The 18,433-nt window shown below is 31.0% G+C and carries 18 protein-coding genes; 15 read left to right on the forward strand and 3 right to left on the reverse strand.

The genetic code is table 11. The features are described 5' to 3' along the window. Positions 1–4 precede the first annotated feature (4 nt). From BQ4446_RS04875 to BQ4446_RS04910, 8 genes are all read left to right on the forward strand, one after another. Positions 5–853, forward strand: coding sequence for an ABC transporter permease (locus BQ4446_RS04875; protein WP_071027135.1), 849 nt, complete (start codon positions 5–7; stop codon positions 851–853). Next, entirely contained in the window at positions 837–1,619 is a 783-nt protein-coding gene (locus tag BQ4446_RS04880) for an ABC transporter permease (protein WP_071027137.1), read from the forward strand. Before BQ4446_RS04875 ends, BQ4446_RS04880 begins: the two co-directional genes overlap by 17 nt. Next, entirely contained in the window at positions 1,616–2,653 is a 1,038-nt protein-coding gene (locus BQ4446_RS04885; protein ID WP_071027139.1) for an ABC transporter substrate-binding protein, read from the forward strand. Before BQ4446_RS04880 ends, BQ4446_RS04885 begins: the two co-directional genes overlap by 4 nt. Positions 2,654–2,774: 121 nt before the next feature. After that, positions 2,775–3,785, forward strand: a complete 1,011-nt coding sequence (locus BQ4446_RS04890; protein WP_071027141.1) for a hypothetical protein — start codon at positions 2,775–2,777, stop codon at positions 3,783–3,785. 107 nt (positions 3,786–3,892) lie between these two features. After that, on the forward strand, positions 3,893–5,017 hold the full coding sequence (locus BQ4446_RS04895; RefSeq protein ID WP_071027144.1) for a BMP family lipoprotein: 1,125 nt from the start codon (positions 3,893–3,895) through the stop codon (positions 5,015–5,017). Between the two features lie 270 nt (positions 5,018–5,287). After that, complete coding sequence (locus BQ4446_RS04900; RefSeq protein WP_071027146.1) at positions 5,288–6,337, forward strand: poly(R)-hydroxyalkanoic acid synthase subunit PhaE; 1,050 nt, start codon at positions 5,288–5,290, stop codon at positions 6,335–6,337. Positions 6,338–6,351: 14 nt separating this feature from the next. Continuing rightward, positions 6,352–7,422 carry a class III poly(R)-hydroxyalkanoic acid synthase subunit PhaC gene (gene phaC / locus BQ4446_RS04905; RefSeq protein ID WP_071027148.1) on the forward strand — a complete coding sequence of 357 codons (1,071 nt, stop codon included), beginning with the start codon at positions 6,352–6,354 and terminating at the stop codon, positions 7,420–7,422. 75 nt (positions 7,423–7,497) lie between these two features. Beyond that, positions 7,498–8,271: a TMEM164-related integral membrane acyltransferase gene (locus BQ4446_RS04910; protein ID WP_071027150.1), complete on the forward strand. Its 774-nt coding sequence runs from the start codon at positions 7,498–7,500 to the stop codon at positions 8,269–8,271. A 29-nt stretch (positions 8,272–8,300) separates the two neighbouring features. Here the strand turns inward: BQ4446_RS04910 and BQ4446_RS04915 are convergent, their stop codons facing one another. After that, the gene (locus BQ4446_RS04915; RefSeq protein WP_071027152.1) at positions 8,301–10,004 is read right to left on the reverse strand and encodes a zinc ribbon domain-containing protein; all 1,704 of its coding nucleotides are present in this window, start codon (positions 10,002–10,004) and stop codon (positions 8,301–8,303) included. A gap of 143 nt (positions 10,005–10,147) precedes the next feature. Then, positions 10,148–10,429 (reverse strand): hypothetical protein, encoded by a 282-nt coding sequence (locus tag BQ4446_RS04920; protein ID WP_071027154.1) that lies wholly within the window; start codon positions 10,427–10,429, stop codon positions 10,148–10,150. Positions 10,430–10,561: 132 nt separating this feature from the next. On the opposite strand from BQ4446_RS04920, the gene dnaX reads away from it, so the two are divergent. The 4 genes from dnaX (at position 10,562) to ftsH (ending at position 15,296) form a co-directional block, all read left to right on the forward strand. After that, on the forward strand, positions 10,562–12,274 hold the full coding sequence (gene dnaX, locus BQ4446_RS04925) for a DNA polymerase III subunit gamma/tau (protein ID WP_071027155.1): 1,713 nt from the start codon (positions 10,562–10,564) through the stop codon (positions 12,272–12,274). A gap of 9 nt (positions 12,275–12,283) precedes the next feature. Next, positions 12,284–12,625 carry a YbaB/EbfC family nucleoid-associated protein gene (locus tag BQ4446_RS04930; protein ID WP_071027157.1) on the forward strand — a complete coding sequence of 114 codons (342 nt, stop codon included), beginning with the start codon at positions 12,284–12,286 and terminating at the stop codon, positions 12,623–12,625. 1 nt (position 12,626) lies between these two features. Then, positions 12,627–13,232: a recombination mediator RecR gene (gene recR / locus BQ4446_RS04935; RefSeq protein ID WP_071027159.1), complete on the forward strand. Its 606-nt coding sequence runs from the start codon at positions 12,627–12,629 to the stop codon at positions 13,230–13,232. 99 nt (positions 13,233–13,331) lie between these two features. Further along, positions 13,332–15,296, forward strand: coding sequence for an ATP-dependent zinc metalloprotease FtsH (gene ftsH / locus BQ4446_RS04940; RefSeq protein ID WP_071027161.1), 1,965 nt, complete (start codon positions 13,332–13,334; stop codon positions 15,294–15,296). Between the two features lie 48 nt (positions 15,297–15,344). On the opposite strand, the gene BQ4446_RS04945 is transcribed toward ftsH, so the two are convergent. Continuing rightward, complete coding sequence (locus tag BQ4446_RS04945; protein ID WP_071027164.1) at positions 15,345–15,767, reverse strand: Fur family transcriptional regulator; 423 nt, start codon at positions 15,765–15,767, stop codon at positions 15,345–15,347. 119 nt (positions 15,768–15,886) lie between these two features. Here BQ4446_RS04945 and BQ4446_RS04950 point away from each other — a divergent pair, with 119 nt between their 5' ends. The 3 genes from BQ4446_RS04950 to BQ4446_RS04960 are packed head-to-tail and all read left to right on the forward strand — an operon-like array spanning position 15,887 to position 18,383. Further along, positions 15,887–16,933 (forward strand): metal ABC transporter solute-binding protein, Zn/Mn family, encoded by a 1,047-nt coding sequence (locus BQ4446_RS04950; RefSeq protein ID WP_071027165.1) that lies wholly within the window; start codon positions 15,887–15,889, stop codon positions 16,931–16,933. Then, positions 16,930–17,589: a metal ABC transporter ATP-binding protein gene (locus tag BQ4446_RS04955; protein ID WP_071027167.1), complete on the forward strand. Its 660-nt coding sequence runs from the start codon at positions 16,930–16,932 to the stop codon at positions 17,587–17,589. The genes BQ4446_RS04950 and BQ4446_RS04955 overlap by 4 nt, the downstream gene beginning before the upstream one ends. After that, positions 17,589–18,383 carry a metal ABC transporter permease gene (locus tag BQ4446_RS04960; RefSeq protein ID WP_071027169.1) on the forward strand — a complete coding sequence of 265 codons (795 nt, stop codon included), beginning with the start codon at positions 17,589–17,591 and terminating at the stop codon, positions 18,381–18,383. Before BQ4446_RS04955 ends, BQ4446_RS04960 begins: the two co-directional genes overlap by 1 nt. The last annotated feature ends 50 nt before the right edge of the window (positions 18,384–18,433 follow it).

Here is an 18,433-nt window from a genome sequence, read left to right on the forward strand (position 1 = left end):
ACCTATGAAGAAATATTCTTATATTTATGGCCTATGGGGAATTGTTTTTATTGTCTTTCCCCTAGCATTAATTTTAGCTTATTCTTTAAATGGCAACAGGGAAATCTTAGATTTTTCCTGTACCCTTTCAAATTACAGCAAATTTTTTGAAAGCCTATATTTAAAAGTCCTTTTAGTTTCTATTGGACTTGCTGGTCTTTCAACTTTACTTTGTCTTTTAATTGGCTATCCACTAGCCTATATAATTACGAAATTTAAGGAAAATACTAGGAACAATTTAATTTTAATTTTTATTATTCCCATGTGGATGAATTTTCTTTTAAGAACTTATGCATGGCTAAGTCTGCTTGGTAGAAATGGATTTATTAATAAGGCCTTTGCCTTAATTGGCCTTGGTCCTTTTGACATAATGTTTAATATGAAGGCCGTTATGATTGGTATGGTCTATAATTTTTTGCCCTTTATGGTTCTTCCCATTTATACAATTCTTCTAAAAATTGATAAAAGACTTATAGAATCAGCAAAGGATTTAGGCTGCAATGACATGAAAGTTTTTTTAAAGGTTATTTTTCCCTTGTCCCTTCCTGGAATATACACTGGCATAACAATGGTTTTTATTCCTGCAATTTCAACTTTTGTTATTCCAAATTTACTGGGTGGAAATAATTTCTATCTAATTGGAAATTTAATTGAAAAGCAGTTTACCTTTACGGGAGATTGGGGTTTTGGATCTGCAGTTTCCTTTATTCTAATAATTATTATGTTTTTAGTTATGGTTATTCCCGGACTTTTCAAGGGGAAAAGAAAGAGTCCATTAAGAGAGGAGGAGTTTGAATATGAAGAAATTGATTGATAGAATTTATTTATTATTAGTTTTCCTATTTTTATATGCACCAATTGCAATCCTTATAATTTTTTCCTTTAATGATTCAAAATTAAGGGGAAAATGGGTTGGCTTTACCTTTAAATGGTATGAAAATCTTTTTAAGGACCCAGCAATTTTATCTTCTCTTAGGACAACTCTTATTGTGGCTCTTGTTGCAACTGTAATTTCAACAATTGCAGGGACTTTTGCAGCAATTGGCATCCACGAAATGAGGGGCATGAAGAAAAAAATTATCTTAAATATAAATTACCTGCCCGTTTTAAATCCTGATATAGTTACGGCAGTTGCCCTTATGGGATTTTTTGGACTTTTACAGGTTAGAATGGGCTATACGACAATGATAATATCTCACATAGTTTTTTGCATACCCTATGTAATTTTATCAATATTGCCAAAGCTAAATCAGCTTGACAAAAATACCTTGGAGGCTGCCATGGATCTTGGAGCCAAACCATTTTATGCTATAAAAAATGTTGTAATACCACAAATTATGCCTTCAATTTTAACGGGGGCACTTATGGCCTTTACGCTTTCTATAGATGATTTTGTAATTTCCTTTTTCAATACAGGAGGGGGAGTTACAAATCTTTCAATAACAATTTATTCAATGGCAAGAAAGGGAATTAACCCTTCTATAAATGCTCTTTCAACACTTATGCTAATAGTTTTATTAATACTTTTAGTCATTATAAATAGGAGGAGCGAAAATAAATTAAAGGAGTTGAGTGCTTGAAAAAATTATTTTTATTACCAATTATCACCCTATTATTTTTATGCGGATGTTCAAATTCATCTGCCAAGGAAACAATAAGTGTCTATAATGCAGGAGAATATATTGATCCTGAAATTTTAAAGGACTTTGAAAAGGAAACAGGTATTAGAGTTAACTATTCTACCTTTGCTTCAAATGAAGATATGTATATTAAAGTAACTCAATCTCAAGATACTTATGATGTTTTAGTGCCTTCTGATTATATGATTGAAAAATTAATCAAAGGAGACTTTTTACAAGAACTTGATTTTTCACAAATCGAAAACTTTAAAGAAGTGGAAGATAATTTAATAAATCCTTCCTATGACAAAGAAAATAAATATTCAGTACCATATTTTTGGGGGACTCTTGGCATAATTTACAATAAGGATTTTGTAAAGGGGAAAGTTGACTCTTGGGACGTTTTATGGGACCCAGCCTATACTGATCAAATAATAATGTATAATTCTCAAAGAGATACAATTGGATGTGCCTTAAAAAGACTTGGCTACTCTTTAAATTCTTCTGACCCAAAAGAAATTGAAGAAGCAAAGAAATCCCTTATTGATCAAAAGAAAATTGTCTATGCCTATATGGATGATGATGGCCGTGATGTTGTAGTTTCAGGAGATGCTAATTTATCTCTAATGTATTCTGGAGATGCCCTACTAATGATGAGCCAAAATGAATCTCTTGACTATGTCATTCCAAAAGAAGGTTCAAATATGTGGATTGATGCTATGGTTATTCCAAAAAATTCTGAAAATCCAAGTGGGGCTCACAAATTTATAAACTATATGCTTAATAAAGAAGTGCAAGTTAAAAATGTAAATTATTGTAAAGGATATACTTCTCCAGTAAAGGGAGTTAAGGATCTTTTGCCTGATGAAATTAAAAATTCTAAAGTTGCCTATCCAGATATGGACAGTCTAAATAATATGGAAACTTTTGTTGATATTGGAGATGCCGTAAAATTATACGATAAAGCATGGACTGAAATTAATGCCAGCTCATAAATTTTATTTTTAGTAATGAAAACATACTCTCTATTTGATAAATAGAAAGTTTTTGTTTATTTTATTCTTTAGCTATGTTATTATAATAAATAAGTGAAATGTTTTCATTTGGAGGTAGAAAATGAGTGATAAAGTAAAAAAATATATAATATTTGCAGTATTTTTTTTAGTCTTAATATTATTTTCTCTAACTCAATTTTTCAGTAAAGATTTACTGTGGCCTGCTTCAGGCGAGGAAAAATATTTTAACGGAATTATATTTCAAAATCCTACAAATATAGAAAACCTTGTAGTTAGTAGAAGCGTTGAAAAAGATGGCAAGGAAAATTTAATAAAATATGATATAAGCTTTAATTATAAAGGAGAAGAATCTACGGCAAGAATTATGGGTCTACCTGTTAGACAAATTTTCTTTAATAACGAAATAACACCCATAAAATCTATTGCAAGTCTTAAGGGAGATTATGAAAAAGTAAATAATACTCTTTTCACGGCCAAGCTTAAATTAAAAGATTTTTATAAGAAGGATGATAAGTTTACGCCTCTTTCAACAATAAGAATTCCTTTAATAGAAGAAAAGGCACCCTATTCTTTTACTGTTTATTATAAGGTAAGTAGCTTATATTTTTCAGGTGGCAGAAAGGTTGAAGACACTTCAGTTTTCATTACTAATGCTAGAATGAGTGATTTTAGAGAATCAACTAAGTCAACAGATTCACTTAAAGAAGCCTTTAATGACTCAGGATATTATGTAAATAAACTGGAACTTATTAATGATAAATTTGTTTCAAGGATAAATATTCTTAACACCATTTCAACAATTATCTTTTTAGGATGCATAGCCTTTGTCTGCTTGCTAATTTGGCTTAACAAGAAAAATAACTTATATTATTTAATTCCTATGTTTGTAATGATTCCAACATTTTACAGATTTATAGGTAAGGGAACAAGAACTATCGCAATACTTATTATTTATCCAATCCTTGGATTTATAGCAAGCTATTTATCAAAATTATTGACTAAAGACGAATTAAAAATTGAAACAAAGGATTTAAAGCAATCTTTAGCCTACACAATTGTGTATTTTGCTATTTGCTTAATATTATTTATAGTTCCTAGAGCTTTTCTTTAAAAATTAATCCACTTCATGTGGATTTTTTTATGGAAAAAAAATTTACAACAATTGTAAAAATATTTTACATATATTATAATTAAAAGAAAGAAAATTAGGAGGGAAAAATGAAATTTAAAAAATCATTAATCTTATTTCTACTTATAGCACTAATGGCTTTAGTTGCTTGTGGTGGAAAAAATGAAGGCACTGCAGCAGAAGGAGAAAACGCCAGTGCAGAAGAAGCAACTGAAACTACAGAAACAAGTGGCGAAGCTGTTGACGGCTCAAGCATTAATGTTGGATTTGTTACTGATGAAGGCGGACTTAATGACCAATCTTTTAACCAAGGTGTAAAAGAAGGTATTGAAAAAGCAAAGGCTGACATGGGAATTGAAAGCTCTTATTTGGAATCTAAACAAGCAGCGGATTATGTTCCAAATCTTGAAACTTTTACAGATCAAGATAAGAATTTAATTATCGGTGCTGGATTTAAAATGGGTGATGCAATAATTGCAGCTGCAGAATCTTACCCTGAAATTAATTATGCAATAGTTGATGTTGATCCAACAGCTGAAGGAACAAAAGAAGCGCCATCAAATCTTTTAGGAATTATGTTTAGAGCACAAGAACCTTCATTCTTAGTTGGCTATATTGCTGGTATGACAACAGAAACAAATAAAGTAGGATTTGTTGGTGGTCTAGAAGGAAATATTATTTGGGGATTTGAATATGGCTACAAGGCTGGTGTTGATTACGCAGCAAAGGAAAGAGGAGTAGACATTGAAATTATGAGCCAATATGTTGGTGGATTTACAGATGCTCAAAAGGGAAAATCAATTGCCCTAACAATGTACCAAAATGGTGCTGACGTTGTTTTCCACGCAGCAGGTGGAGCTGGAGACGGAGTTATTGCAGCAGCAAAAGATGCAACAAAAGACAAAACAATGTGGGCAATTGGCGTTGACAAAGACCAATATGAAGTTGGTCCGGACAATGTTTTAACTTCTGCAATGAAAAATGCTGACGTTGCTGTTTACAATGTAATTAAAACAATGGCTGAAGGCAAATTTGAAGGTGGAAAAACAATTGAATTTGGTTTAGCAGATGAAGGAGCAGTAGGTATTGCACCAACTTCTGACAAACACGTTAAAAAAGAAATACTTGACAAGATTCCTGAACTTACTGAAAAAATAATTTCAGGAGAAATTAAAGTTCCTTATAACGAAGAAACTTACAATGCAATGAAGTAATTAAAAAGATATTAAAAATAAGAAACTGCATTTTATTTTGCGGTCAAATAAAAAAGATTAAAAGAAAGAGGGACAGTCCACACTCAATAAGTGCAAGCGAGGGAAGTCCCTCTTTTTTCTAGTCTTGTAAAAAAATTTATGATTTTATTTTTGCCCAAAAAATCAAAATTTTTTGCTTCTTTCTAATAAATTAATAAAATAAGGGTATATATAAAAAATAGCCTTTGATTATGGCTAAGCAAGAAATTGAACTTATAAGGAGGTAATTAAGTGGAAAAAGATTTTAATCCTTTTGAAGAATATTTTAAATCACAAAAAAAATTAATGGATATGTGGGGAGATTATGGAAAAAATTATCAGGACTTTTTTTGGGGCGATGCAATAAATCCCTTTAAGACCTATGAAAGTATGATGGAATTTTATAAAAAAGAGGGATTTTTTAACTACGAAGGTTCTCCTATGGAAGTAATGGCAAAGATTAAGGGTTCAAGTGATATTTACTATAAATTATATTTAAGCTACAAGGAAATTTATAAGAGTGGACTTGAGCCTAGTCTTGAAAATGCAAAAAAAGTTATAGAAGACTTTAAAAGAGAGGGTCTAAAAACTATAAACAATTACTTATTCCCTCTTTTGCCCTTGGATTTGCAGGAAGTTTTTAAAAAGGCCTTTAATTTAAATAAGACTTATAATGAAACTTTTAATTTAATTTATGGTCCTTGGCTAGATACTGCAGAAAATTTAATGGACTATTTTATGAAGGGAGCTTTGTCTGATCCTGAAGGTTTTATTGAATTTTTCAACATTTGGAAGGAAAACTATGACAAGACTTTTGCCAAACTTTTAAATTCTCCTCAATTTGGAATTGACAGAAATCAATATGAAAATAATATGCAAACTTTTGACAAGTTTATTAAATTTATAAATTATTTTGCAGAGCTTTCTTTAAAGCTTTATAAATTAGTTGATGACTCTACAGAAGAAGTTATTAAAGAATCCTTTAATATGATTAAGGAGGGCAAAAATTCTGCAACTTTTGAAGAATTTTATAATTACTGGAGAAAGAAAGTATCAGATAATTTTGATAAATTATTTTACTCAGACGAGTTTTCAAAGTTTTTAGGGAACTTTGTAGATTCACTAACAGTACTTAAAAAGGATCTTGATAAGCTTATTATAGAGGGCCTAAAAAATTTACCAATTCCTACTAATGAGGATATGGATTCTCTTTACAAGTCAGTTTATGAGCTGAAAAAAGAAGTTAGACAATTAAAGAAAATGTTAAGAGAAAAAGATGAACAAGCTATGACAGAGGACTAAGAGGAGGTTATAATTTGGAAAATTTTTTTGGAATAGAATATGATAAATCAATAGCGGATTCTTTTGATGCCTTTGACAAGATTTTAAAAGGGATTGACACTCTTACAAATGTTGACTATAGTGGGTCAGATCAAACACCAAAGGATTTAATTTACCATCAAGATAAGATGAAATTATTTCATTATAGGCCTCTGGTTGAAGAGGACAAGGTAAATAAAATCCCGACCCTTATAATTTATGCCCTTGTAAATAAACAGTATATGATGGATTTAAATCAAGATAGGTCTTTAGTAAAAGATTTGCTTAAGGGCGGTCAAGATCTTTATATAATTGACTGGGGTTACCCAACTGCAGATGACAAGTATATTGGTATTGATGATTATATTGACGGATATATAAATGATTGTGTGGATTTAATAAGAGAACACCACAACCTTAAAAAAATTAATCTTATGGGAATTTGCCAAGGAGGGACTTTTTCCTATATTTATACAGCTTTAAATCAAAATAAGGTAAATGCCCTTGTGAGCCTTGTTACTCCTGTTGATTTTTCAACTGATGACGGACTTCTTTTCAAGTGGGGCAAATATTTAAATCCTCATAATATGGTAGATGCTTTTGGAAATATTCCTGGTGAATTTATGAATGCAGGTTTTGTATTTTTAAAACCAGTTGACCTAATGCTTGACAAATATATTGGGGTTATAGATTCACTTGATGATGAAAATAAACTTGCTAACTTTTTGAGGATGGAAAAATGGATTTTTGATTCTCCTGATCAAGCTGCCAGGGCATATGAAGAATTTATTGATGCCATGTACCATAAAAATGCTTTAATAAAAGGCGAATTTGAACTTGGCGGCAGACTTGTTGATTTAAAAGAAATTTCTTGCCCCTTACTTGCGATTTTAGGAGAAAAGGACAATCAAGTTCCACCAGCTGCCACAAGGCCAATTATGGATGCAGTTTCTTCAAAAGACAAGGAGCTTGTGGAAATAAGTACTGGTCATATTGGTGTTTTTGTCAGTAGAAATAGTTCAAATATAGTGGCACCAAAAATTAATGAATTTTTAAGTAAATATTAAGGAAAATTTGCCGTCTTTTGACGGCATATTTATATTATTATATTATAATAGAGTTAAATAAAAGGTGGGTGGCAAATGAAAGCTTATTGGGATTATTTTTTTAGACTTGAAGAAGATGGGGTTAGGTTTAAAAATTTTAGCTTGACCCATATTGTAATAGTTTTTTTCATATTTTTCTGTTGCTATTTAATTTATAAAAATAGGTTTGAAATTAGGAAAGACATGAAATTAAACAGGGGACTTAGAATTTTTTTAATAGGACTTATTTTAATACAGCAATTTATTTTTTATTATTTTTTCCTGGCAAATGCCTATTATAGTATAAAGGATTTGCTTCCACTATATACTTGTAGGGTTGCCCTTTTGGCAGGTTTATTTGCCCTAATTTTTTCTTCTTACAAATTAAAGGCCATAAATATTTATTGGGGTTCAATAGGCGGGATTATTCCCCTAATTGTGACAGATATTATGCCTTACAATTTTCCCCATGCCATGTTTATTAGCTTTTTTATGACCCATGCAGCTATTCTCTGGACAGCGGCAATATTTATTTTTGTAGATAATTATAGTTTTTCTGCTGGGGACTTAAAGTTCATGTATTACGTAGCAAATTTTCAGATTTTATTTTCCCTAGTTTTAAATGATGTCCTTGGAGCAAACTATGCCTACCTAAATGAAAGTCCAATTTTTACAGAATATTTTGCATCTATACCAAGAATTTTATATTTAATTCTAGTCTTTGCCATCTATAATCTATTGATATATATTGTCTACACCATTGGAAATTTATGGATAAAAAATGGAAATAGGTTTAAAAATATAGATAATGCAGAGATAATTGAAGGATAAAAAAACTGCCACTTAAGGCAGTTATTTTTTTAAAATAGTGTATTAAAAGTAAAGTTTACTCCAAACCATAAAAGTTTTGTCAAAAGCTCAATTAAAATAAATAGGAAGGCATACCAGCCAACAAAGTTTATAATTTTTTTATCTTCAAGCTCACTATAGTAAAAACTTAGGGCCACAGCTGGTGAAAATATTATTAAAAATATTGTGGCAATGGGCATTGGAGTTAAGGCCTTTAGGAGATTAAAATTAAATAATCCGCTAAAGGGTGTTAGTATAAATCCTAAGAATAAGAAAAATTTGCAGTAAAACCAATTTATTAGGCAGTAAACTTTAGTATTGTCATTTGCCTTTAAAATATTTGTCTGATCTTTTGCAATTCTTAAAGGAACCACAAATTGAAGGTAGTCAAAAATAAGTTTTAAGATTAAGAAGAATAAAAGCATTGGCGTAAACTTTCCTTGACCTACAAACATTTGAACAAATATTAATTGGATGCCTAAAATTATTAAAATTATAGATTCCGTACTCTTATATGATTTTAAAAATTCAGCAAAATTTATATTTAATATTGAAAGCCTTTTAAAATTATTTCTTATGAAATCATCGGCTTTGCTTTCGGTCTTTCTGGGAAAACTTTCCCTTGAAAGGTCCTCTTCAATATTTTCTCTTAATTTATTGATTTTACTTTTTTCATCGGCTAAATTTTCCTTAAGATCCTGACTTTTTAAGGGTCTTTCTTTTTTCAAGCCTAGTTTTTTAGCCAGGGGCTTTTTTTCTTCTTTTGCCCTTAAAAGCTTTTTTTCATCATTTCTTCCAAAAATTTTTTCCTTTGAAATCTTAAAATCCTCAGCCTTGACTGTGGGGCTTTCTTCTCTATCTATCTTTTCTGTTTTTTCTATTTTTTCCCCTTGAAAGGGCTTGACATCATGAAAATTTTTTTGGACTTTCTTAGGACTATTTTTAGTCTTTTCCTTTGAATCATTTTCTAAAACATTAAGATCCACATTTCCATCCTTATCAAGTTTAATTTTTGGAACAGACATGGTGTCTTCAAGAGATTTATTGGAAACATCAGAAGTATTCGTTATTTCAAAATTTCTTATTCTTGAAGTTTTTTGGGACTTATCTTTCTTTATGGAATTAAAAATTGAAAACTCATCGTCATCTTCATTTATAAAGTCCTTCCAAAGGTCTTTTAAGGATTTTTTTGAGCCTTCAATATTTTTTTCTTCCTCTTCTTCAAGATAATCATCAGAAGAAATTTTTGGAGATTTCTTAAGCTCTTCCTGAACTCTTCTGATAAGTTCCTTTTTACTTATATTGAAATTGTCCTTTGAATCAATTTTTTCTTGGGCTTTTGTTTCTTTTTTTATTTGTACTTTTTCGCTAGTAGAAGGGCCTTTTTCCATAGATAAATTAAGTTTTTCTTCTTTTTCTTTATTAATTAAGGCATCTTCAGAGCTGCGTTTTTCATATTCCTTTATATTTTTGGAAATTTTTTTGTCAACTTCTGCAATAATATTTTTTATGTCATCAGTTGTATCAATACCGTCAATATCCTTGGGATTAAAAACTCTTGTAACATCTTTTGTCTTAGGCATTTTAACGGCTTTTACAGGTGTGGTAGAGTCAAGGGATTCAACCTTAATTTTTATGTTTTTTAAATTTTTACCGCACACCTTGCAATAGTTGTCATCTTTTGAAACAATATTTCCGCAATTGGGACAAAACATAGGACACCTTCTTTCGCTTAGTATTTCTATTATATCATAAATGAGAATTAAAGAAATATTTTATTATAGTATGTAAATTAAAATTACTTATAAAAAAAGGGACAATCAAATGAAAGTCCCCTTAATATTAAAATTTTTATTAATTATTCAGCTTTTTCTTCTGCAGGAGCTTCTTCAGTTGCAGGAGCTTCTTCAGTAGTAGTTTCTTCTTGAGCCTTTTCTTCTGCTGCATCTTCCATAGCTGCATTAGCTTCTTTTTGTTCTGCATTAGCATTTGCCTTAGCTTCGTTAGCTTCTTTTTGTTCTTCAATAGCTGTATTTTCAGCTTTGTTAGCATTAGATTTGTTTCCGCCTTGGCAAGCTACCATTCCTAACATAAGAATTGAAGCAACGCCTACGCTTAATACTTTTCTTAAATTGTTCATAATTAATTTCCTCCTAATCAATTTATATGCTTATCATAATTTATGTTTGTGATAAAGTTGTGAAAAATCTGTTAAAACTAATAGATAATTTTATTATGGTAAATTTTTTGTTATAATAAATGTGGTGAGAAAATGTATAAAGCCCTTTATAGAAAATATAGATCAAAATCTTTTGACCAAATGCTTGGTCAAGAATTTATAGTAAAATCTTTAAAAAATCAAATAATTAATAATGAAATTTCTCATGCCTATTTATTTTCAGGAACGAGAGGAACAGGAAAAACGTCAGCTGCAAAAATTTTTGCAAGGGCAGTTAATTGTGAAAATCCAATTGATGGAAATCCATGCAACAAATGTGAGTCATGCACATCTATTTTAAATGATTTAAATATGGATGTTGTGGAAATGGACGCAGCTTCAAATAATGGAGTTGATGACATTAGGCAGCTTAAAGAAAAGGTAATCTATCCGCCAACTTCCTTAAAATATAAGGTTTATATAATCGATGAAGTTCATATGCTTTCAAAGGGTGCCTTTAATGCTCTTTTAAAAATTTTAGAAGAACCCCCAAGGCATTTGATTTTTATTTTGGCAACTACGGAAATTGAAAAGATCCCTGCAACAATTCTATCGAGAACTCAAAAGTTTGAATTTAAAAGAATTGCCATTAATGAAATTATAAAAAATTTAAAGTCCATTACTGAAGAGGAAGGTAAATCATTAGATGATGAGGTTTATCTTTTAATTGCAAAAAATGCAGATGGATCCATGAGAGATGCCCTTTCAGTTTTAGATCAACTTTTATCTTTTGACATAAAAAATATGACTATTGAAGATGCAGTTAATATTTTAGGAATTTCTTCCCAAGAGGCAATTTTTAAATTTACTAATGCCCTGATAAATAGGGATTTAATTGGTGCTGTTAATGCAATTGATGAGCTAGCAGATCAAGGTAAAGATTTTTTATCCTTAAATAATCAGCTCCTAGGTCATTTTAGAGACCTAATGCTGGTAAAAACTTTGCAGGAGCCTGAAAAACTTGTTTTTTCAACTTATTTAAAGGAATTTAAAGCTCAAGCCCAAAATTCAGATTTAGACAGAATACTGGAAATTATTGACGGCTTAAAAGACCTACAAACTAATATTAAATATGCGGAAAACCCAAGGATTTTAATGGAAATGACCTCTCTTAAAATTTGCAGTGAGCCGTCTCAAAAAAGCCTTTGGGATAATATAAAAAATTTAAGGGAAAGAATAGAATCTCTGGAAGAGGGAAGAACTCAAAGCTTTAAAAGAGAGGATCCTTCTGATATAATTAAAAAAGAAAAGGAAAGTCAAGTAATTCATAAGTCAGAGAACGAAAATTTTGTCCCTTCCCCAATATTAGAAGATAGAGTAGAAAAAAAAGAAGGGTTGCCTCTTGAAAATGAAAGTGAAGAAGAGTCATTTGACTTAAAAACTCCTGAAGCAAAAGAGATTTTAAAAGAAAGTAAAGAATTTGATGATGAAAATAATAAGGAAGAAATCCTAAGCCTTAAAGATATTAGGGAGGATTGGCCAAAGATTTTAGATAATTTAAAGGCTATAAACCAGGTTGCCTTAGCAGGAGTTTTAATTGATGCAAAGGTCCATTCCTTTGCAAATAATTTACTAGACATAACTTTTGCAGAGGGCCACGTTTTTCATATAAGGGTTGTAAATGATCCTGAAAGGTTAGAAATAATTAAAAGTCTTTTGAAGAAAAGATATAATAGAGATATAGAAGTAAGATTTTCTTTGGAAAAAGATATTACAGCGGAGAAGCTTGAAAATTTATTTGAAAAAAATATAATAAATAGAAAATAAGGAGGATTTATGGCTAAGGGATATCCAGGATTTCCACGTTCTGGTGGAAATATGAATAATATGATGAAGCAAATAGAAAAGCTTCAAAAACAAATGGAAGATATGCAGGAAAATTTAAAAAATGAAGAAATAAGTGCAAGTTCAGGTGGAGGAGCGGTAAGTGCTGTTGTCAACGGAAATAAGGAACTTGTTTCAATTTCTATTGATAAGGAAGTTGTGGATCCTGACGATGTAGAAATGCTTGAAGATTTAATTGTGGCTGCCGTTAACGAAGCCCTAAAGGCTGCTGAACAAAAAATGAGTTCACAAATGAGCAAATTTACTGGCGGCTTAAATATACCAGGACTATAAAATGACTTATAAAATTGGCCCTATTGAAGAATTAATTAGAAATTTAAATAGACTGCCAGGCATAGGAGCAAAAAGTGCTCAAAGGCTTGCCTATTATATTATTGGAATGGATGAGCTTGAAGTTAAGAGTCTAGCAAAATCTATTGGAGAAATTAAAAACAAGGTAAAAAAATGCTCTATCTGTTCAAATATTGCAGATAAAGATCCCTGCGATTTATGCACAGACCTTTCAAGGGATAACAAAACAATTTGCATTGTAGAATATCCAAAGGACGTTGATGCCATGGAAAGGTCTGGAATTTATAGGGGTAAATACCACGTTATTAACGGAATTATTTCACCAATAAAGGGTAAAAGCGAAAGGGATTTAACTATTGATTCACTTTTAGAAAGACTAAAGGAAGATAAAGAAATAGAGGAAATTATTATTGCAACTTCGCCAACAACTGATGGTGATGTTACTGCATCTTATCTTGTTAGTATTTTAAGGGATTTTAAAATAAAGGTTACTAGAATTGGCTTTGGCCTTCCAGTTGGAGGGGACCTTGAATATTATGATGAAATAACAATTGGCGCTGCTTTAAAAAATAGGAGAGAGATTATTTAATTTTGATGTGAAATTTTGATGAATTTTGCATCAAAAATTTTTTACCCTGAAAAATTAAAAATTTTTTGGGTATAAGTAATAAAATGAAAGGAGTTACAATTGCAAAATAAAGATAATAAAAAAAATAAATTTAGAAAAAATAAGCCTAATTTAATTTATTATGTTGGTGCCATTATAATTTTCTTTATGATAACATATTACACAATACCCTTACTTAACAGAGATACAAATATTAAACAGTCCGACTATGTAAGCTTTGTAAATATGATAAATAAAGGACAAGTTGAAAGTGTGGAAGTGAGAGATAGGACAATTGCCTTTGTTGCAAAAGATGAAGAAGGAAAAAGGCAAAAATATGAAACTAATCGCTTCAACGACCCCATGTTAGTAGACAGATTAATTGAACATAATGTAAAAAGTGAGCAGATTTATAGCCAAGAATTAAATCCAATTCTCCAGCTGCTATTATCTTTCCTATCAACATTTTTAATAGTTAGCTTTTTATGGTTTATTCTTTCCAAAACTCTCTTTAAAAAAATGGGAGACATGGGAGGAATAGGGCCTATGAATATTGGAAAGTCGGGGGCAAAAATTTATGTTGAATCAACTGACGGCATAAAATTTTCAAATGTTGCAGGCCAGGAAGAGGCCAAGGAATCTTTAAGGGAAATTGTAGATTTTCTTCACAATCCAAGAAGATATACAAATATTGGTGCAAAACTTCCAAAGGGGGCACTTCTTGTTGGTCCTCCAGGAACAGGAAAAACCCTTCTTGCCAAGGCTGTGGCATCTGAGGCCAATGTTCCTTTCTTTTCAATTTCTGGTTCAGAATTTGTTGAGATGTTTGTTGGACTTGGAGCTGCAAAGGTAAGGGATCTATTTAAACAAGCTGTAGAAAAAGCCCCTTGCATTATTTTTATTGACGAAATTGATACAATTGGCAAAAAAAGAGATGGTGCTGGTTTTTCAGGCAATGATGAAAGGGAGCAAACTTTAAATCAATTGCTTTCTGAAATGGACGGCTTTGATGCCAGAAGCGGTGTTGTAATTTTAGCTGCAACAAATAGACCTGACTCTCTTGACCCCGCACTTTTAAGACCAGGCAGATTTGATAGAAGAATACCTGTAGAACTTCCAGATTTAGCAGGAAGAATTGCTATTTTAAAAGTTCACGCAGAAAATATTAAAAAGGAAGCAAATATTGATTATGGTCAAGTTGCCAGGGCAACAGCAGGAGCATCAGGAGCAGACCTTGCCAATATGGTCAATGAAGCAGCTTTAAGAGCAGTTAGAGAAGGTAGAGATAAAATGAGTCAAAGGGATTTAGAAGAATCTGTTGAAGTTGTGCTTGCCGGATATGAAAGAAAAAATGCCATGATCTCTCCAAATGAAAAAAGAATTATTGCCTATCATGAAGTGGGTCACGCTTTAGTTGCTGCAAAGCAAACAAACTCAGCTCCAGTTCATAAGATTACAATAATTCCAAGAACATCAGGTGCCCTTGGATATACAATGCAAGTTGATGAAGAAGAAAAATTTTTAATGTCAAAGGAAGAAGCCTTCAATAAAATTGTCACTTTAACTGGGGGCAGATCTGCTGAGGAAGTAATATTTAATACGCAGACTTCAGGAGCTTCAAATGATATTGAAAAGGCAACGAAAATTGCCAAGGCTATGATTACAAGGTTCGGTATGGATAAGGACTTTGGATTTGTTGCTATGGAATCAATGTCAAACTCCTATTTAGGAGGAGATTCATCTTTAACTTGTTCTCCTCAAAGACAATATGAAATTGACAAGGCTGTTGCAAAAATTATTGACGAGGCTCATGAAAAAGCAATAAAAATTTTAAGAGAAAATATTAAAACCCTAACAGCCATTGCTGAATATCTTTTGAGAAAAGAAACAATAACTGGCGATGAATTTATGACGATTTTAAAAGATTATAGCGATGGGAAAATTTCAGAAGATGAGAAAGATGAAAATTCAGAAAATAATATCATAAATTCTGAAGAAAAGTCTGATGAAAATAAAGCCCTAGATAGGGAAGAAAGTAATAACTAATAAGAATAAATCAAAAGAAATCCACCGGAGATGGTGGATTTTTCATGTCTATTTATTATCATTTTTTTGGCAATCGGGACAAATACCTTCAAGTTCAACTGTGTGGCCCTTAACTATAAAGCCTGTGTCATTTGAAACTTCTTCCTCAAACGCATCCATTGGGCAGCCCTTAATTTTAGATACCTTGCCGCATTTTGTGCATATAATATAGTGCCTGTGATCATGTCTTTTAAATTCATAATAATTTATACCGTCTTGATAAATTGTTTTATTTAATAGACCAGCATCATAAAGCTGATTTAAAATTCTATAAAGGGATGTGAAGTTAGGCACAAATTCTTTGTCGACTTTGGCAAATATTTCTTCCACATTTAGGGGAATTTCTTCTTTAGATAAAACTTCAAGAGCATGAAGTCTGCCCTTAGTTAAAATTAAATTATGTTCTTTTAATAACTTTTGATATTTGTTCATATAATCACCCTTTGTATTATTATAATATATTTTTAATAATTTTCAAAATACCCTTGCTAAAAATTTAAAATTTGTTATAATAATTTGTGCGAATGGAAACTATTTGCAAGGAGGCTAAAATGAAAAAACTAATTATTTTATTATTTGCCCTTTTATTTACTGCTTGCGGAAGGGCAAATGAAAATAAAGATGTAAGTATGGAAAATGGGAAATTAGATGTTTATGCTTCTGTTTATCCAGTTTATGATTTAACAAAAAAAATTGGAGGGGATAAAATTAATTTGTCAATGCTCGTAAAACCTGGTGAAGAAGCTCACCACTATGAACCGTCAACTGACGATATAAAAAATTTATCTAAGGCAGATTTATTTATATATAATGGTTCAGGTTTAGAATCTTGGACAGAAAAAGTTTTGTCTTCTATGCCTGAACTTAAAAGTTTAGAAGCTTCAGAGAATGTGGATTTAATTGTTTCAGATCATGACCACAATCATGATCACGACCACGAACATGATCATGACCATAATGACGATGAAGAAAATCATAAGCATAATCATGAAGCTAATGAAGTAGATAGTCACAATGAAAGCCAAAATCATGAAGACGAACATGAATATGGGCTTGAAAGCACTCACCACCACGGTTCTTACGATCCCCATACTTGGCTTTCTCTTAAAAATGCAAAAATAGAACTGGAAAATATAAAAAATAAACTTTCAGAAATTGACAAGGAAAATGCTTCATATTATGAAGATAATTTCAAAACCTATGCTGACAAGTTAGACGAACTTGATAAAAAATATGAAGAGACTTTAAAAAATGCAAAGTCCAAAACTTTTGTCGTAACTCATGAAGCCTTTGGATATCTTTGTAGGGACTATAATTTAAAACAGCTTCCTATAAAAAATGTAAATAATTCTGGTGAACCAGATCCTAAAACTATGGCTCAAATAATTGACTTTATTAAAGCAAATAATATAAAATATATTTGTGCCGAAGATATGGTAAATACAAAAATTGCAGAAACCATAAAGGCGGAAACAGGGGCAGAAATTGTTATTTTATCACCCCTTGAATCTTTAAATGAAGATCAAATAAAAAATAATGAGGATTATCTTTCAGTTATGGAGGAAAATCTAAGGGTTTTAAATGAGGTTTTAAATTGACAGAAAAAATTTTATGTGTAAAAAATTTGTCTTTTTCATATAAAAAGGAATATATATTAGAAAATATATATTTAGAAATTGAAAAGGGGGACTTCTCGCTGCTTATTGGTGAAAATGGGGCGGGTAAGTCTACCCTTTTAAAAATTATTTTGGGGGAAATTAAAGACTATGAGGGAGAAATTTCCTTTGACCTTTTAAAAAGTCCCCACAAAATTTCTTATGTGCCCCAGCTAAGTGCAGCGGACAAATTAAATTTTCCCATAACAGTTAAGGAGCTTTTATCCCTAGGCATCTATCCAAGAATAGGGCCCTTTAAAAGATTATCAAGGGAAAATGAAAAGCAAATAAATAGGGCCCTTGAGATTACAGGCATGGAAGATTTTAAAAACCATATATTTGGCCAGCTTTCAGGGGGGCAAAGGCAAAGGGTTTTAATTGCAAAGGCAATTGTAAATGACATAGAATTTTTAATTTTAGATGAACCAACAGCTGGCATTGATTTAAAATCCAAGGAAAGTCTTTTTGATCTATTAAAATATTTTAATGAAGAAAAAAATATAAGTATTTTTATGGTAACTCATGAGCCTAAGGACCTTGAAAATTTAGCTAATAAAATTTATAAGATAGAAGATAAAAAACTGGAAAGGGTAAAGTAATGGAAATTTTTTCTTATTCATATATGATAAAAGCTTTTATATGCGGATTTTTCTTATCACTTATTATTCCCCTTATGGGAATTGTTATTGTCAATAAGAAAATTTCCATAATTGGTGATGCCCTCTCTCACGTTTCTCTTGCAGGAGTTATGATTGGAATTTTTGCAGGTATCCAGCCCATGCTCGGCGCAATTATCACTTGTATTTTGGCAAGTTTTTTTATGGAATTTATTAGAAAAAATTTTCCTGGCTATCAGGAGATTTCAACGGCAATTGTTATGTCAACAGGAATTGGTCTTGCATCACTTATGTCAGGATTTATCCGCACTTCTTATAATTTTGAATCCTTTTTATTTGGTTCAATTTTAACAATTTCAAACTTTGAATTTTATACAATTATTATTCTTTCCCTTGTAATATTTTTTATTTTTGCCCTTTTATATAGGGATTTAATGTATATTTCCTTTGACGAAAGCTCAGCAAAACTAAGCGGTCTAAAAGTTGAATCTATAAATAGAATTTTTATGTTTTTAATTGCTCTGACAATTTCAATATCTGCAAGGACTGTTGGGATTTTAATTATTTCATCGTTAATGGTAATTCCCGTTGCCTTGAGCCTTCAGTTTAATAGGGGATATTTACAATCCACAATTCTTTCCTCGGTTTTTGGGATAATTTTCACTCTTGGAGGACTTTTCATTTCCTTTTATTTGGGATTAAAACCTGGGGGAACAATTGTAATTTTTGGAGTCATAATTTTAATTTTTATGATCCTTTTAAAGAAAAAAAGATAATTTTCTAGTATAATATGGGTATTATGAAGTATAGAGTAATCTATACTTTT

The sequence above is a fragment of the Peptoniphilus raoultii genome (genome assembly GCF_900099555.1).
Lineage (GTDB): Bacteria > Bacillota > Clostridia > Tissierellales > Peptoniphilaceae > Peptoniphilus_A > Peptoniphilus_A raoultii.

What these genes read in the sequence shown, in the direction of transcription:
- BQ4446_RS04875 (WP_071027135.1), top strand. Translation starts at nt 5, where the DNA reads ATGAAGAAATATTCTTATATTTATGGCCTATGGGGAATTGTTTTTATT.
- BQ4446_RS04880 (WP_071027137.1), top strand. Translation starts at nt 837, where the DNA reads ATGAAGAAATTGATTGATAGAATTTATTTATTATTAGTTTTCCTATTT.
- BQ4446_RS04890 (WP_071027141.1), top strand. Translation starts at nt 2,775, where the DNA reads ATGAGTGATAAAGTAAAAAAATATATAATATTTGCAGTATTTTTTTTA.
- BQ4446_RS04895 (WP_071027144.1), top strand. Translation starts at nt 3,893, where the DNA reads ATGAAATTTAAAAAATCATTAATCTTATTTCTACTTATAGCACTAATG.
- BQ4446_RS04910 (WP_071027150.1), top strand. Translation starts at nt 7,498, where the DNA reads ATGAAAGCTTATTGGGATTATTTTTTTAGACTTGAAGAAGATGGGGTT.
- BQ4446_RS04915 (WP_071027152.1), bottom strand. Translation starts at nt 10,004, where the DNA reads ATGTTTTGTCCCAATTGCGGAAATATTGTTTCAAAAGATGACAACTAT.
- BQ4446_RS04920 (WP_071027154.1), bottom strand. Translation starts at nt 10,429, where the DNA reads ATGAACAATTTAAGAAAAGTATTAAGCGTAGGCGTTGCTTCAATTCTT.
- dnaX (WP_071027155.1), top strand. Translation starts at nt 10,562, where the DNA reads ATGTATAAAGCCCTTTATAGAAAATATAGATCAAAATCTTTTGACCAA.
- BQ4446_RS04930 (WP_071027157.1), top strand. Translation starts at nt 12,284, where the DNA reads ATGGCTAAGGGATATCCAGGATTTCCACGTTCTGGTGGAAATATGAAT.
- recR (WP_071027159.1), top strand. Translation starts at nt 12,627, where the DNA reads ATGACTTATAAAATTGGCCCTATTGAAGAATTAATTAGAAATTTAAAT.
- BQ4446_RS04945 (WP_071027164.1), bottom strand. Translation starts at nt 15,767, where the DNA reads ATGAACAAATATCAAAAGTTATTAAAAGAACATAATTTAATTTTAACT.
- BQ4446_RS04950 (WP_071027165.1), top strand. Translation starts at nt 15,887, where the DNA reads ATGAAAAAACTAATTATTTTATTATTTGCCCTTTTATTTACTGCTTGC.
- BQ4446_RS04960 (WP_071027169.1), top strand. Translation starts at nt 17,589, where the DNA reads ATGGAAATTTTTTCTTATTCATATATGATAAAAGCTTTTATATGCGGA.